This is a genomic window from Mesorhizobium sp. M4B.F.Ca.ET.143.01.1.1 (genome assembly GCF_004792275.1).
GTDB classification, from domain to species: Bacteria; Pseudomonadota; Alphaproteobacteria; order Rhizobiales; family Rhizobiaceae; genus Mesorhizobium; species Mesorhizobium abyssinicae.
This window is the reverse complement of record NZ_SRSR01000027.1, coordinates 1-16759: the sequence shown is the minus strand read 5'-3', so window position 1 is coordinate 16759 and position 16759 is coordinate 1. Positions and strand designations below refer to the sequence as shown.

The window sequence follows — 16759 nt, the reverse complement described above, 5'->3', positions numbered from 1 at the left end:
CGCCCGACAGATTTTCCTGCACGGCCAACGCTTAAAGGTGACGCTATAACTACGATGTCTTGCCATCGCTCATGGTCGACGTCGACTGACAGGCGTCGCTTGAGGGAGCTGGCGACCCGGCCGCTGGTGCCCATCGCGACGCCGTGAAGACTTTCACTCGCCTATCCAGATAAGCGCCTTCATCCCGGTCCTTCACTATTTCTGCGAGGGTCCGCTGATTGGTTTCGAATGATTCGGTCCACGCCGCGCTGGTGAATAACATTCGGCTCAGCATCACCGTGTCGAAAACAGGCAGCCCAGTCAACCGGCGTATGATCGGGGACACCAGAGGGAATGCGGTACATTCACACAGAAAAGCCGCGATGTGCGGATATCTCCTTCTCAGTCGCGTGACGCACGCCGTGACATCGTCCTCGATTTCAGACACTAGCGTGCGCCGCGGCGGGCGCTGCATTTCGTTATCCAGGAGCTTTCCACCTTCGATACCGCCGACCACTATCCGCGCACGCTCGGCCGGGTCGTCGATCCCGAATAGGCCTTCGCTGCAATGCGTGGAATCGGCAGTCAGTACCGCGAGCTTGGCGCCGGGTGGAAGCTGACGTAGCAGGGTCGGTATAAGCAGGAGACTTGACAGCGCCACGGGTACGTTCACCGACGCGGCCACCGCTGCCTGATGTCGGATGGCGAACCCACAGTTGGCGATCACGGCAACGGCGCCCCGTTCGACCAAGCGTTGCGCTGACGTGACGTAGGCCGGTTCAAGCGACGGATCGCCTCGGATGACGCGATCCGCCCAAGCACCCTCCACTGTCTCGATGATGATCGGAAAGTCGTAAGTATCTGGATTGAGCAGGGAACCGGGATACGTTTGCGGAGGTTTCTCGCCCGGCGCGAGCCCGCGCTCAAGCTCGAGAAAGCCTAAGGAGGCAGGAGGTCTATGTGATGTCACGCGGGGAACCTCGAGCAGTATTCTATATCATCATCATCGGAGGCAGCGCCGCCCTTGCGGGTGGTCACGTGCCCATGTGATCGCACTTGTGCCGGCCGGTCAAATATCGAATGCAGGCGGCACCATCGTGAGGCCAGATGGCTTTCCCGGCGACGTCGCGGCTGTCTCCCCGCAGCAAACCAGCCGCATATCTGCATAGCGACCGTTTCCCGGCATCTGCGGAGCGTCATGCGCGTTGGCGGCATCCGGCCGAAATAACGTCTGTATGTCCGGACGTGAGCTCTTACGGAATCGATTCTGTAATTCTGTGATTCAATCCGGACATGCAGATCGGCTACGCGCACGTTTCGACGGCCAGAACTTGGACCTGCAATGCTCTGATGCTCTGATGCGCGCCGGCTGCGAGTAGATCTTCGAGGAGACGCAATCCGGCCGGACCGGCAACAAGCGTCCCGCGCTCGAGGTCGACAGCTTGGGATCATCCAGACCGCTCATGACCTGCAGCAACGCGGTCCCTACCCGGCTTAGTGCAGGAGATAACTCTCTGCCCGGGATCCTGGAGGGACAGGCATAGATACTTCAACTCGGTGTAGTCCTCGAGGCCGTACTCGAACCTTCGCGGCCGATGCCGGACTGCTTGATGCCACCGAACGGCGCAACCTCGGTGGAGATGAGCCCCGTGTTGATGACGACCATGCCCTATTCCAGCGCCTCGGAGACACGGAAGATCCGGGATGCATCGCGGGTGTAGATGTAGGACGCGAGACCGAACTCGGTAGCGTTTGCGCGCTTGATGACCTCTTCTTCCGTATCAAATCGGAAGAGAGGCGCGACCGGCCCAAATGTCTCTTCGCGCGCGACCTTCATCTCCTGCGTTACATCGGTCAGGATCGTCGGCGTGAAGAACAGCCCACCTCTTTCGTGCGGTTCGCCGCCGGCGACGACTTGAGCACCCATTGCACATGCGTCGGCAATGTGCTCCTTCACTTGGCGGCGGCCTTCTCCTCGATGAGCGGTCCGATCGCCACGCCTTTCTCGAAGCCGTCGCCGACCTTGAGGCTCCTGACGCGCTTCGTCAACGCCGCCGCGGCGGCATCATTGATCCCGGACTGCACGTAGAGGCGGTTGGCGCACACACAGGTCTGCCCGGCATTGCGGAGTTTCGACAGGATCGCGCCTTCGACGGCAGCATCCAGGTCCGCGTCGTTGAAGACGATGAAAGGGGCGTTGCCGCCGAGTTCGAGGCCAAGGTTCTTGATCCGGCCGGAAGCCTGCCGCATCAGCGTGCGGCCAACCTGCATAGAGCCTGTGAACGTGATCTTGCGAACCTTGGTGTTCTCGCAGAACGCCTTGCCCACCATGACCGCGTCCTTCGAAGTGATCACCGAGAACAGTCCGCCCGGCAGTCCCGCGCGCTCGGCGAGCAGCGCCAGTGCCAGCGCCGAGAGCGGTGTCTGGGCGGCGGGCTTGGAGACGATGGCGCAGCCGCAGCAAGCGCTGGCGCCACCTTCCTCGCTAGCATCTCATCCGGGGAGTTCCACGGGGTGATCGCACCGACCACGCCGACCGGCTGGCGTATTACCATAATGCGCTTGTCGTCCTGATGTCCGGGAATGACGTCGCCGTAGGACGCTTGCTTCCTCGGCGAACCACTCGACGTAGGACGCGCCGTACAGGATCTCGCTGCGCGCTTCGGCGAACGGTTTGCCCATCTCGGCGGTGAGGACGGCCGCGAGATCGTTGGCATTCGCGACCATGAGGTCATGGAGGGCGCGCAGGACCCCAGCTCTCTCCTTGCCTGTGCGTCGGGTCCATTCCCGTTACGCGCGGTGCGCGGGGTCGATGGCCTGCTCCACCGTATCCCTTCCGACATCGGGGACCGACGAAACGACCGCGCCGGTCGAGGGGATTGGTCATGTCAAAGCGACGTCCGCCCGAAATCCATTCGCCGGCGACATAGGCGCGTTCGATCAGAAGAGAAGGAACGGCCAGTCCCTCCGGCATCATGGTAAGTACACCCATACCCAGAGCTCCACTTTCAAGTCTTGTAAGTATTCAGCCGCCAGGCGGATCAGATCATGAATGAGCCGCCGTTAACGTCGAGCGTGACACCCGTGAGGAAGGCAGCGTCTTCAGATGCCAGGTAGGCGACCGCAGCGGCGATGTCGTCACCGGTGCCCAGTCGGCCGACAGGAATGCTGGCGACGTAGGCCTGGTTAAGTTCGGCACCAGCCGCGGCAGCCATCGGAGTTTCGATGCGACCCGGCGCAATGGAATTCACCGTGATGTTCGCTGAGCCGACTTCAACCGCAAGGGTGCGGGCAAGGGCCATCATGCCGGCCTTTGACGCGGCATAGTGTGCTCCTGCAATCTCGGTTTTCGTTCGGCCGGCCACCGATGCGATGTTGATGATCCGGCCCCATTTCGCCGCCCGCATGTGGGGAAGACAAGCCCGGCAGCAGAGGAAGGCGCCTGTCAGATTTACTTCGAGAACCTGACGCCACTCCACGGCGAGCATCTCCTCAACCGTTGCCTTCCGTCCGCCGTGTTTCGGAGAGATTCCCGCGTTGTTGACCAGGATGTCGACCCGCCCGAATCGAGCCGATGTAGCCTGGACCATTCGCGTGACATCAGCGTCTGTGGACACATCAACGCGCACCGCCAAGGCCCGCCCAGTACAGTCCGAAGACAGGGTCGAAATGCTGGCGTTCAGGTCACTCTCGGAGAGGTCCGCCAGCACAACATTGGCGCCGGCGTTGAGAAACCGGGTGGCGATCGAAAGTCCGATGCCCCGCGCGGCGCCTGTCACCAGAGCCACCTTGCCGGCGAATGCGGTCGCGTGCGAAACCTGGTCCACGACCTACTTCTCCTACACTGTGGCGACGGGTGTCAGCGGCAAGCCGAACGAGCCGGGCAGGCGCAGAGGCGGAGCGGTAAGGAAAAACCGGCTAAGGTTATGATCTCTTAGCCACGCAGCCAAGTCCGATAGATACCAGAGCTCGTCAAGGCCAAGCTTGAATAGACAATGCTGGTGCAGCGGCAGGCCGGCGCAGTGGTCGCAGCCGTCCGGTACGCGATTCGGATACGCCTCCACCGCGAAGTTGTCGGCAACCAGCGCGGCGATACCGCAGTCGTCGATCCACCGGAGCAGCCTGTCGTCCCGCCCCTCTAGTACGGCGCAGGCATTGTGCAGAACACGCGGATCCGGGCTGCCGTCCATGTCGACAACAAGTTTGGCGAATCCGGTGTGAACGCACAGTATGTCGCCCGCCTCGACTTTAACGGACTGAGTCTGCATAGCACGCACTAGGGCATCGTAGCCGACCAGGGTTCGGTCCCGTCCATAGATCCTGCCTAGGTCAAGCAGCACGCCCCAACCTTGGACGCAGGTCTCGGCGAACTTGTCGATGCCTAATCGGCGCGCGCGAGCTCCGCCTTCGGCATCGGGTCCAAGAACATCCGTGCCGCCCCTGAAGCCATTATAATAGACGATCTCAGCGGTGCCGTCATCGTCGGTGTTGAAATGCTGCCCGATGTGGCTAAGGGCGTCCCACTGCGTCGAATATTGTGTGAATAGTGTCACGCTGTCATCGCAGGACGCGTCAATGTAATGAGTGTTCTCCAGATATAGGGGATAGTTCACCGCCGGCAGTCCCTGCTTGCGTATCGCCACATGACGACGCGGCGGCTTGCGGTTCGGATTGAGCGCAGTCCCGCCGGGGAGATCCAGTGGCAAGCTGAGGCAGAAAGCCCGGCCGGTCCTGATCTCGGCGGCCGCTTTCAGTCGGATGTCATCCGTGATCAGGTTGAGGCGCCCGACTTCGTCGTCGGCGCCGAACAGGCCCCGGTTTGCGCCTTCCGGCTTATTGTTCCATCGGTTGCCCACGTAACGCCATTCCGCTCAGTGATCCAGGGTCCCGGCAAACAGCGAAATCGGAGGATGCGCATCGGGATCCGTCATCACCTCGATGAGTGTCGGCCGCTCGGCGACGAGGGCTCGCTTGAGGACCTCCGGCAGAGCCGCAGCGTCCTCGACTCTTATCCCTTCGCAGCCACAGGCGCGCGCAATCGCCGCGTGATCAACCGCTGCAAAATGGCAGGCTGTGGTATAGGCCCCAAACTTCACGGTTTCTGCGTCCTTCTGGAAGCCGAGGATGCCGTTGTTCAGGACGACGACCGTCACCGGAATTCCCATGCGGACCATCGTCTCCAATTCGGCCCAGGAATGGGCAAAGCCGCCGTCCCCGACAAGCGCCACAACAGGTGCCGAAGGCCGCGCGACTTTTGCTCCAATGGCGAGCGGAAGGCCCCATCCGAGCCCGGCGAGCCCACGGGGTGTGAGGAAGCGCGTCCCTTCCCGTGGCGCTCGCAGATGACCGACGACCCACATCGATGAGTAGCTTGCATCAGCAGTGATGATCATCTCTGGCTGGAGCAGATTCTGCAGTTCCGCCATCACGCGTTCTGGCCTGATCCCTGCGGTTGCCTGCTTTAGAAGGGGTGCCCTGACCGTCTCGAACTGGCGCCAGGCATCGGCAATCCGCTCGGCCAGACCGGGGCGCGCCTGTGACCTTGCCTTGAGATCTTGGGTCTTGAGGGCCTGCGTGAGTGCTTTGAGGGTTTCTGCTGCATCCCCGACGAGGCGGACTGCCTCGTAGTTGCGCCCGATCTCCTGCGGGTCAAGGTCGATCTGGATGATCCTTGTACCCGGACGAATGAGGCGCCAGCTGTCGGTGCCGTTCTGGTTGTTTCGTGTTCCAACTTGCAGGATCAGGTCGGCATCCTCGACCAAGCTCCGCGTGAAGCGGCCAAGCGATGTTGGCCCTACGAGGGATCCGAGCACGCCGAATGAAAGGGGGTGGAATTCATTGACGGCACCCTTCCCCATGTTCGTCGTGAATACAGGGAGCGAGGCAAATTCCTGAAGGTTCGCCAGAGCCGATGGCGCGCCGGTGGAAAGGGCGCCCCCACCCGCCATGACCACCGGGCAATGGGCTTTCGCGATTAGGAAAGCCGCTTCGGCAATGCTGGCATCCGACGGCCGGGTCCGGTCGAGGGGCCAGGCGCTGAGGCATGCCTCGCGCTTGTGGGCGCTGGGCTGGGCTGTCTCGCGGAGCAGGTCAGCCGGCAGTAAAAGGACGGCAGGCCCCGGCCGGCCACTCGCCGCAGCCACGAACGCGGCGTCCACGTAGTCGTCAACCCGATCCGCGGTGCCAATACGGCGCGTCCACTTGGCGCAGGATGCGAAAAGCGCCAGGTGATCGAGTTCCTGAAAGGCATTCTTATCCACCTGCAGTCGCTCTACCTCCTGAATGAGAGCCACCACGGGGATGCTGGCCTTCAGGGCCTCGGCCAGCGGTGCAACGAGCAGTGCCGCTGCTGGACCGTTCTGGGCGGTGACCACCGCGACCTGTCCCGAGGCCCTCGCGAAACCATCGGCCATCGCACCACCCATATTCTCCTGGCGGTAGGCGATTTGACGGATTCCGATTTCCTCCGCAGCGAGGATCACGGCGGAAGGAAGGCTCTGACCGAATATGAACTTCACGCCGTGGCGCGACAACGCACGAGCGATTGTTACGGCAACGGTAGGTTCGATTTCTGTCATCGTGTTTCTTCCTATAGAGTTCTGAATGGTCAGGCGCAGAGTGACCGCGGCCCCAAGGCGCGTAACATGCCGTGCGGTTGACACGCTGGCACTGCCCGGGAGCCCTAACGAGTAGTGCGGATTCAGACCGCGGCGAGCATGCGGGCTGAGGCAGCTTGCATTCTGGATCTTGACCGCCACCAGATGAAGTACATGGCGACGAGCCAGAGCACGGGCAGAAGCATCAGCAGCGACGCCACCGCGGCGACGGTGGGGTCGATTTCATGCCGGATGTTTTCCCACATCTTTAAGGGAAGCGTGCGTATGGATAGACCGCTGACGAGCAAGGATATGACCACTTCGTCGAACGAATGGAGGAACGCAAAAACCGCCCCGCCGAGGATGCCTGGCCGGATCAAAGGCAGAGTCACCCTCATGAATGTCCGGAACGGCCCGGCCCGCATGCTCTTAGCGGCTTGCTCAAGACTAATGTCAAAGTTGGCCAGCGTTGCCGCGACGACAACTACGACATAGCTCATAGCGCCAATGCTGTGCGCCAAGACGATGCCTGTCTTCGATCCGACTAGGCCGAAGGATACCAGACCAAGGTAGGCTGCGATGCCGACCACGATCACCGGAAAGGTGATCGGTGCTAGGAGGACCAACGTGAGCACGTTGCGCAGCATTGGCGCGCTGCGACTGAGTCCATAGGCGGCCAGCGTGCCGAGTATGGTCGAGATTATGGTTACCGAGATTGCAATTTCGAAACTGCTCAGCGCGGCCCCGTTCCACGACGGATCGGCAAAAAACGAACGATACCATTGCACGGAAAAGCCGGATGGAGGGAATTCCAACTGCGTTCCGGCGCTAAAAGACACGATGATCACCACCACGCCCGGGAAGAGGAGAAAGAGTAGGGTGAATATGACTACCGTGATCCCTATGAACCTCCACACATGGGTGGCGTCGCCAGCGCGGTAAAGATGCATGTTCCAGCGACGCGCCCGCCGAAGCGTGCCGAGCTCAGTGAGATGTCGCACCAAGGCCCCCGCTGCGGGAAAACGGTTTCGCCGATCCGACGCAGCATTGCCTTTGGGGCCGGCCGGATTGAGTCTGAGGACGGCGAGCACCGTCATCGCGATCGCGAGGAGAATAAATGACGCTGCCCCTATCCGGCCGAGATTGAATGAGCTTTGCACCTCAGCCGCGATGAAAGTCGAGAGCATGGCATCGCGCAGGCCACCAAGGGCTGCGGGCGTGATGTAGAATCCGAGGCTCAGGATGAAGACGAGCAACGCACCACTGCGTAAGCCGGGCAGACTGAGCGGTAAGAACACGCGCCAGAAGGCCGAGAACGGACGCGCGCCCATGCTGCGCGCGGCTGCCACTTGCGACTTATCGATGCCGAGCATCACGCTCACTAGCGGCAGGATCATGATCGGCAACATGATGTGGACCATGCCGATATACATGGCCATACGGTTGTAAATCAGAGGCAGAGGACTGGTGATGACGCGCAGATCGAGCAGCAGGTTATTGATAAGGCCGCGGTCACCTAGGATCATGACCCAGGCGTAGGTTCGGGCCAGCGAACTCGTGAGATACGGGATCAGGACGAGGATGACCAAGACAGACCGGACCTGCTTCGAAGCAGCCGTGATCAGGTAGGCCGTCGGGTAGCCGATGATAGCGCAGATGACCGTGGCTACGATGCTTACCTCGATGGTCTGGATGAGGACGCGAACGTTCGCAGGATGCACGAAGAACGTCACGTAATTGACGAGGGAGAGCGCGGGGGCGTTGATGCTGTTTAAGAAGAGCTGGACGATCGGTATGGCAAAGACGAGTAGCAGGAGGCAGAGCGCCGGAAAGGTCAGCACAACAGAGGCCCGCGTAAGCTTTTGTAAAGTCAACATCTGCGAGTCCCCTGAGATCACGTCGTGACGAAGCGGATGTCCGATCTCAACCAGTCGAGCTGAATGGTGTCCCCGATCTGGAAGATCTGACGCCCCGCGGCGACGTGTTCGCGTATGACCACGTCGTTATCGCCGACAGCCACATGGTATCTTCGCAGCGGGCCGGCATAGATCATATCGGTCACGGTGCCGGCGACATGCTGGCGCTGATCGGCGTCGGCACTCTTCGTGGCGCCAGGGGCGGAGATCCGTATACGTTCCGGCCGGATCATCGCGACGGTGCCGTCCGGTTGCGGCGTATCCGACTCAACAGCGAATGACGGATCATCGAGGATGTTGGCGTCCCCAAGGAAATTCGCGACAAACCGGGAGACAGGACGGTCATATAGCGCCTCAGGCGTGTCAGTTTGCTCAATTCGTCCAGCGTTCATCACCACGATCCGATCGGAAAGCGTGAGCGCCTCCTCCTGGTCGTGTGTGACACACACCGTAGTGATTCCGAACTCTTTGTGAAGCCCCTTGATCTCACCCTGCATTTGCTCACGCAAGTTACGGTCTAGTGCTCCCAACGGCTCGTCTAGCAACAAGATTGGAGGGTCGGCTATGAGGGCCCGGGCGAGCGCCACGCGCTGCTGCTGCCCACCGCTGAGCTGTGATGGCATGCGGTCACCCAAGCCGTCCAAATGGACACGTGACAGGATGCGTTCGGCTCTCGCGGCCCGCTCAGCCGACCTGATGCCGCGCATCTCGAGCGGAAATTCAAGGTTGCGGCGAACGGTGAGGTGCGGGAAGAGCGCATAGCTTTGGAAGACGACGCCCTGATCGCGCCGATAGGAAGGTACCGAGGCGACGGACTTCCCAGCGATGCGGATATCACCTTCGGTAGGCGCCTCGAACCCCGCCAGCAGCATGAGTGTCGTCGTCTTGCCAGAACCGCTCGGACCAAGGATCGTGAGGAACTCGCCGCGCCCAACGGTCAACGACAGGCTCCTGACCGCAATGACCTGACCGTATAATTTGGTGACGTTCCGAAATTCGATTTGCTCGGAAAGAGCGAGTTTCTCCAATGGTCTATCCTTAGCTAGCGGATGCAGCGTTCTGACTGGTGCATTCATGTTCGTCACTCCAAGCCGAACGATGACGTGCTGGTTCGGTGCGGCACGTCATCGGTAAATGCCGTCGCAAAAGGCCGACAGGGGCTTAAAGCAGGATCCACTCGTTCCAGCGCTGGACCAGCTTTTCGGTGTTCGTGAGCCCGTCCGATCCCTTCTCGGCGTACCATTTCGAGTCGATTAGCACACTTGACCTCAGGTAGTCGGGGTGGCTGGCCAGCGAGCGCCCAATATCTTCCGGTAGAACCTTGAACGCGTTGAGGTTGCTCGGGCCGAACGGCATGAGTTGTGAAAATGCTGCCTGACGGTCGGCGCGCGCGGTAAATGCGACAAACTGTTGCGCAGCGTGCGCGTTAGGAGACCCCTTCACAATCTGCCAGTAGTCCCAAGTTATTTTCGCCTGGTTACGATTAATTTCAAGCGGTGCTCCCTGCTTGATCAACGTGCCGGCCCTACCATCATAGGCATTTACAAGATCTACTGCCTTGTCATGCATCATCTGCTGGATTTCGGACCCTGTTCCCCACCATTTGCGAATATCGGGCTTTATTCTGTCCAAACTTTTGAAAACACGATCTAGGTCCATAGGATATATATCCTTTGGATTTACGCCATCGGCGAGAAGGGCTTCCTCCCAAGGGCCTTCTGAACCATATTGGCCGCTGACAAGACTGCGGACACCCGGGAAACTGTTCACGTCCCAGAATTCCGCCCATGTGGTCGGCCGCAGCTTACCCGCTGGGAATTTTTCGGTATTGTAGACCATGACGAACGCATAAACTACGTTAGCTACGCCAAACGGCTGCTTTGCGAAGTCGGCGAGCCCGTCTAGGTCTTCATTCCTGTAAATAGAATAATCGATCGGCTCAAAAAGACCCTTTTGGGACAACTCGAACGAAGATCCCTGGTTAGCGGTGACAACATCGACGGTGACGTTATTCTGCGCAACCATCATCTCGATCGATGCCCGGTCGCCCTGATCGGTAATCGGGGTCATCTTAATGCCTGTTTCGGCTTCAAATGGTTTTACATAGGCCTCAATCATCGCCTTTCCGGTATCGCCACCGTAGACAAGGACGCGCAGTTCGCCAGGAGTCTGCGCCGATGCCTTGTTACTGGCAATGGAAGGAAGTGCGCCGGCAGCCAAGGCGGTTGATGCTGCCTGCAGGAAACGCCTGCGGTTAATGATAATAGAGAAGCTCATGGCCATTCCCCTTTTTTAATGTTGAGCATAATTGAATATGCAATTTTCGCCGACCCAGCGGACGGCCGCAATCGAGACTTCGCGAAGTGATCTACGTGGCGGTGCCGACGCGGTCCTGTCCTGCGCGTTTCACGGTCAACTGAAGCATCTCTCGCCGTTCAGCCCGGTTCACGAGCCGTAACCCGACAAGTCAGGCCGCCAGAATCTTCTCGACGAGGGTTACCCAATAGCCCACGCCATACGGGATCGCCTCGTCGTCGAAATCGTAAGCGGGATTGTGCAAGCCCGGCGTCGAGCCGTTCCCCAAGAGGATGATCGCGCCCGGCCGCGCTTCCAGCATGTAGGCAAAGTCTTCGGATCCCATCGAAGGCTTGACGTTGTCGTTTACGGCGTCATGGCCCACGAGGCCGCGGGCTGCGGTGATCGCGAAATGTGTTCCGGCCGTGTGATTGAATGTAAGGGGTTCGAGCCGCCGATGCCTGAACTCAATTTCCGCGCCCATCCCGTGGGCCACGCCCTCGGCGCATAACCTGATCTGCCGCTGCGCCAGATCGCGCACGGCGGAGGTCAGACTCCTGACAGTCCCACCCATTTCGACCTGGTCCGCGATGACGTTGTAGGCTTGGCTCGCCGTGAACTTCGTGACAGAAACGACGAGGGCGTCAGTGGGGTCGGTGTTGCGGGACACCACGGTCTGGAGGGCAACGATGATTTGTGCGGCGGTGACCACAGGGTCGACAGTCCTGTGGGGCGAAGCTGCATGCCCGCCCCTCCCCTTGACGATGATGTCAAACTCGTCAAGCGCCGCCATCATACCGCCCTCCCGGATGGCGAACTGGCCAATGTCAGTGCCGGGTGAGTTGTGCAGGCCGTAGACCTGGGAGATGTTGAAGCGCTCCATGATTCCTTCCTGGACCATCTTCAAAGCACCTCGTCCATCTTCCTCGGCGGGCTGGAAGATCAAAGCCGCTGAGCCTTTGAAGTTGCGCGTCGCGGCGAGGTGTTTTGCAGCCGCCAATAGCATCGCGGTGTGGCCGTCATGGCCGCACGCGTGCATCTTGCCGGGTATCCGCGAGGACCAGGCCTTGTTCGACGCTTCCAGGATCGGCAGGGCATCCATATCGGCGCGCAGTCCGATCGTCGGCCCCTCCCCGCCCTCACCCTGGATCAGGGCAACCACGCCGGTCTCGGCGATGCCCGTCTCGATGTGATTGATACCGAAGGAGGCCAGCTTCTCAGCAACGAACTTCGCCGTATTGTGCACCTCGTATCCCAGTTCCGGATTCTGGTGCAGGTAGCGGCGCCATTGCGTGGCTTCTTCCTGGAGATGTCGGAAAGTGTCGACGCTGTACATCTATTAGTTCCCAGCTTTTTCTGTCCTAGTGCCTTATTTAAGCGAGCATCATTCCGCAGCACGATTTCGTCAAATGCCTTTTGTGTATCATCGACATCTAGTAACGAGATGGACCCGAGGCTCGCTTTTCAGCACAGAGGTCGGTCCCGGCCAGCACATGCTAGGTCGCCGTGGGGCAAGTCGGTTACGGAACTGACCCTTGGATGTCTGCGTCCTCGCGCGTCGGCCCGGCCCACCGAATTAAGATCGTGAGGCCCTCTCTGACCAGATCATCCATGACAGCGTGGACCGCGGCCTCGGCGATGGCACTAGTCACGGGGCGGCGGAAGCTAGGATTTCCCTCCGACATCGAGCATAATCAGGCTGCGATCGAAAAAGGGTCCGGGAAGCAGCGTCATTGTCGCAAATCACAGCATCGATGATCGCCGTCAGGTGGCTAGGGCAATTGTTTGGTCGTGATCGATCTTGTTTCGTAGGCGACCGGGGTTGTCCCTCCGGAGATAATGAAGTCGGCCATGACCGGGTAATTTCAGCAGGGAGAAAGGGAGCGCGTTGAATGCATGTCCCCCTGCGGGCCTAGGCATGAAGAGGTCGTTGCCTTCGAGGCCGCCCAGTCCCGCTGACGCGTTGGCAAATTGGTCGTGGTTTAAGGCCGGGGCGAAGAACGTCGCCAATCGGCGAGGGACGCAAAAAGCCATTGTCGCGCTTGCCAGAAGACTGGCGGTGATCATGCCTCGCACGTGGCTGGACGCCACCGAACTTCGCTGGAAACGGCAAGACACCATGCTTGCGGCCACCTGACCCAATTGTATGGACCGGCTGCTGATCGCAAGTGAGGCGTGGAGGATAGCGGAAGTCGCTCATATGTATCCGGCCCTTTTGGTCGGCTCGCGTGTCATGGCCTTGATGGGGAATTCGCACGCACCGTTAATCTCATTAGCGGATAGGTTGCCAGGCAACCATTTGGGTCAAACAGATTCCGGGTGCGTTCATATTCGCTCCATGCTTCTCGCGCACTGGGGGGTGGCGGTTTAGATGGCCGTCACCTCGTTTCGGTGCTGCCGAATGTCCAGCCATTGCGCAGCACGGTATTGCCGTGCTGCCCGGCGCGAGAGCACTTCGCAACTCGCAGTTCGCAATCCTGGAGAACCGTGCCGACGAGATATCGCCGCGCATGAGCGATCCGATCGTTGGACTCTACGAGGACTGGCTGTGGCTCGACGAGCTCATCGAAACGGTCAGCCAGGAGATCGAGGAGATCAGCCAGAACGAGGCGAACTGCCGTCGCCTGATGAGCGTGCCGGCGTCGCGCCGATGATCTCCTGGTCGCGGCGATCGGCACAGCGAAGCCTTCGATCGCTGTCGGGACTTTGGCGCTTCAGCGATAGCCAGTGCCGTGGCGAGCTTGCTGCGATGAAGCCGCGGCGCGGCATTCTGCAGCCATGCGCCGAAGCTGGCCGCCTGGATTAACAGAATTCGCAGATAAGCGGCTTCCTGGTTTTGAGATGCGGCGGACAGTCGGCTTCCCTCCGGTACTGTATTGCCGTGGCACGAGGCCAAGCCATGCGCCTGTTCGATGAGGAAGGCACGGATCTGGAAATCGTCGCGGTGCGCCGCGAGACCAGCCGCGATCGCAGCCATCGGGCTCGTAGCTCCATCAAAGCCACGTCGCGCACGCGATGACCTGCCGGCCAACACGACCGGCCAGTCCCCCGCGGCACAGCCGAAGCCAAGTCAGGACGAGGAGATGGTCGCCAACCGATCGAACAATCGAATAGGACATGAAGCACTAACAAGCTTGACCGCAATCGCTCCAGAAGCCATCGCAACTAGTGTCACCTCAAATCCGCCAACTGGCGGACAGAAGTCCTTCGGAGGGAGTTCGCTACGGTCCACGTGCTGATCGCATCATTGAATCAGACGCCGAACAGATCTTTCCGCCATTCTTCTAATCCCAAGAGCCAATCCGGAGAGAAGCAAGACCCTCCGGAGGACATCAAAACGCCGGCGATTCGGACAACTTAGAAGCGCCTGACATCAACACGATCGAATAGATAGGCGACCGGACACGATTGCCCGTTCAGATTTCGAAGATCTTCCGCGGCGTGTTTGTGATTACCTCAGCGCCGGTGCCGGCGACCCGGAATGTCTCGCTGATCACGTAACCGAAGTCGTCCTCAATCCAGTTGCCCAGCATCAAATGAAAGGTCATGTTCGGCTTCAGCTCAGTCGTGTCGCCATCCCGGAGGCTTGCAGTCGGTTCGAGCCAGCCAATGCCGTGCGCGTAGCCGCAGCGCGTTTCCTTTTCGAAACCGTGTTTGCGGAGCGTCTTGTAGAACGCGTTGGCCACTTCGCTGCACGTTGATCCCGGCCGGACTGCGGCGAGTGCCGCCTCAAGGCCTTCGACCTGGGCCTCATGAATGCGGCGCAGGCGTTCGGACGGGGCGCCGATCGAGAAAGTACGCATGAGGCCCGCGGAATATCCATGGCGAGTGCCGCCGAGTTCGAGATTGATCTGGGACCCGTCGCGGAACACGTCCCCCGTCCACGGAATGTGACAGGTACCTATCCGAGGCGAGGCGCAGAGATAGAAGGCCTTCAGCGCCGTTCCCGGCTTTCCATTCGCTCCCCGGATTAACGCCGCCGCGATCTCTGCCGCCGCGTCGGCTTCCGCTACACCGGCACGTATGACTTCGCTGGCGCGCTTCATCGCGGCGTCGGAAATGGCGGCGGCTTCCCGCATGACTTCTATTTCGAGATCGGATTTGACTAGGCGGAGCCAGCTGACAAGCTTGGTGCAGTCTACAACGCGAGCCTCAGGCAGCCGTGACTTGAACTTTTCCGATGTCGCTGCAGGCAGGCTCGACATCTCGATACCCAGCCCCCGTTTCGCGAGACCAGCTTCATTCAGGAAGTCGATGACGGCATCGTATCCGTCGTTGGCTAGATTGCCAATGAGCGCTTCCGGGTAGCCGATGATCTTATCCTGTTCCATGAAACATTCGTACATGGCCGCCGGCGCATCGCAACGACGAAGGATGAATGTCGGCTCCTCAGCCACCCCGTCAATCACAAGCGCCTGAGGAACATATCCGGACGGCGTGGTATAGCCTGAAAGATAAGTGATATTGGAAGCGTCCAAAACGAGCAGTACGTCCACGTCGCGTCCCTCCATTTCAGCCTTCACGGCGGACAGCCGGCGCAGGTATTCAGTGCGTGGAAATGCCTGTACACCCTTTGGGATCGTCATGAGTCTACTCCATTGATTTTTGAGGTTTGCATTCGCGCAACAATGACACAGCCTCCGCTAAGACTGGCCAGCACAATCCGGTCGCTGAGGCTTGATCGTCCTGTGCTTGTTGTTCAACTCGCGGCTAGAGAAGTCAGACGATTGAACGCCCAGCGGCCATGGTCAAATGCAGTTTCCATATCGACGTCATCTGGCTGCAAGATGTCTCCGAGAGACTTGTTCAGCAGGTGGCGGCCGCCTGATCAAGCGAAGCCTAGCTCGCGCAAAGCCCCTTTGGAGCGCAGGTAATCAGTCGCCACTCACGATCGTGTCGCGGAAAGCAAAGCACGAGGCTTCTGTGAATCAGCAAAAATCAACCGATCGCGATTCGCCACGGATCGCAAAGTATAGCTATGGCTCCGCATCTCTTTCGTGCTCTCAATCGCACCAATGTTCGGCAACGATCACTCTTTGGCTGGGACATCTGCGCTGGTGCGGAGAGACGAGGAACCGATTATTGTTCCTGTTCAGTCGGAAATGGTGTGATCGACCAGTCGATTAGGTCGATGGCTTGCTGGAGTATCGACTTTGTCCGAGAACGGTTGGATGAAACGGCGATAATGTACCCCATGGAGTCTCGGTAATCGCCCTTCCTGATGATCGGCGTCTTGGGCTCAACATAAAATTTGACTTCGGCGACACCCGGTACAGCAGCAGCCTGACTGCCGCCATGGATCCAATCGAGGATGCCATCGCGATCAGGAAACAATGAGCGCCAGGCCGCGATATGTGAATGGCTTTTGCGCAGGTTACATTCGCGACCGATGACAAGCTTGATGTGTTCGGTGACGAGGTCGACTCCGTAAGCCAGATGAACCGGTTGAGGACCACCACCAAGCCGCGGGTTGACTTCAATAACGACTGGACCACGTGTCGTCCATCGGAATTGGATACTGGTTGGCCCCCAGCCAAGGCCGAGAGATCGCAAGCAACTCAGCGAAACATCGGCCATAAGTTTGTACTCGTCATCAATGAGCGGGGCTGGGAAGGTTCCTTCACTACAGACGAAATGCGGCTGGCCGCCATATACAGCAGCCTCTATCCCAACGATTTCATTTCCCATTGCGTAAGCGCCGTAGTCTGGACCATTCGCGTATTCTTCAACAAGTATCCTCGGTGAAGATCGCCAAATATGCTTCCCACCCAATAGGTAGGTGGTATGTTCGGCTAACTCATCGACGGTGCTGCATAATCGCACACCGATGCTGCCGCTGCCTATGACTGGCTTCAGAATCACCGGCAGGCCGATCTCGGCGGCAGAGATTTCAACCTCCGCTGCATTCGCTGCTAAGCGATAAGCAGGTATTGGAATGCCGGCCTCCGCGAGGAGCTGACGTTGAGTAAATTT

Annotated in this window: 10 protein-coding genes and 2 pseudogenes; all 12 read right to left on the bottom strand. The window is 59.6% G+C overall.

Features of this window, described 5'->3' with window-relative positions:
• Positions 1–49 precede the first annotated feature (49 nt).
• The gene (locus EN786_RS34190; protein ID WP_245466449.1) at positions 50–949 is read right to left on the bottom strand and encodes a hypothetical protein; all 900 of its coding nucleotides are present in this window, start codon (positions 947–949) and stop codon (positions 50–52) included.
• Between the two features lie 565 nt (positions 950–1514).
• A pseudogene (locus EN786_RS34185) lies at positions 1515–2956 on the bottom strand (NAD-dependent succinate-semialdehyde dehydrogenase); the annotation flags it as partial.
• Positions 2957–3020: 64 nt separating this feature from the next.
• A complete protein-coding gene (locus EN786_RS34180; RefSeq protein ID WP_126080658.1) occupies positions 3021–3806 on the bottom strand; it encodes an SDR family NAD(P)-dependent oxidoreductase in 786 nt (261 codons plus the stop codon).
• Positions 3807–3818: 12 nt separating this feature from the next.
• Entirely contained in the window at positions 3819–4835 is a 1017-nt protein-coding gene (locus tag EN786_RS34175) for a cyclase family protein (protein WP_126080657.1), read from the bottom strand.
• 15 nt (positions 4836–4850) lie between these two features.
• Positions 4851–6557: an acetolactate synthase catalytic subunit gene (locus EN786_RS34170; RefSeq protein ID WP_126080656.1), complete on the bottom strand. Its 1707-nt coding sequence runs from the start codon at positions 6555–6557 to the stop codon at positions 4851–4853.
• A gap of 122 nt (positions 6558–6679) precedes the next feature.
• A complete protein-coding gene (locus EN786_RS34165; protein WP_126080655.1) occupies positions 6680–8452 on the bottom strand; it encodes an ABC transporter permease subunit in 1773 nt (590 codons plus the stop codon).
• 17 nt (positions 8453–8469) lie between these two features.
• A complete protein-coding gene (locus tag EN786_RS34160; protein ID WP_126080654.1) occupies positions 8470–9567 on the bottom strand; it encodes an ABC transporter ATP-binding protein in 1098 nt (365 codons plus the stop codon).
• Between the two features lie 85 nt (positions 9568–9652).
• A complete protein-coding gene (locus EN786_RS34155; protein ID WP_126080653.1) occupies positions 9653–10768 on the bottom strand; it encodes an ABC transporter substrate-binding protein in 1116 nt (371 codons plus the stop codon).
• A 190-nt stretch (positions 10769–10958) separates the two neighbouring features.
• Complete coding sequence (locus tag EN786_RS34150) at positions 10959–12122, bottom strand: M20 aminoacylase family protein (protein WP_126080652.1); 1164 nt, start codon at positions 12120–12122, stop codon at positions 10959–10961.
• A gap of 1197 nt (positions 12123–13319) precedes the next feature.
• A pseudogene (locus EN786_RS39055) lies at positions 13320–13689 on the bottom strand (transposase); the annotation flags it as partial.
• A 513-nt stretch (positions 13690–14202) separates the two neighbouring features.
• Positions 14203–15372 carry a Xaa-Pro peptidase family protein gene (locus tag EN786_RS34140; protein ID WP_126080651.1) on the bottom strand — a complete coding sequence of 390 codons (1170 nt, stop codon included), beginning with the start codon at positions 15370–15372 and terminating at the stop codon, positions 14203–14205.
• 493 nt (positions 15373–15865) lie between these two features.
• Positions 15866–16759 (bottom strand): ATP-grasp domain-containing protein (locus EN786_RS34135; RefSeq protein ID WP_127302982.1); only part of this gene is annotated, 894 nt, incomplete at its 5' end.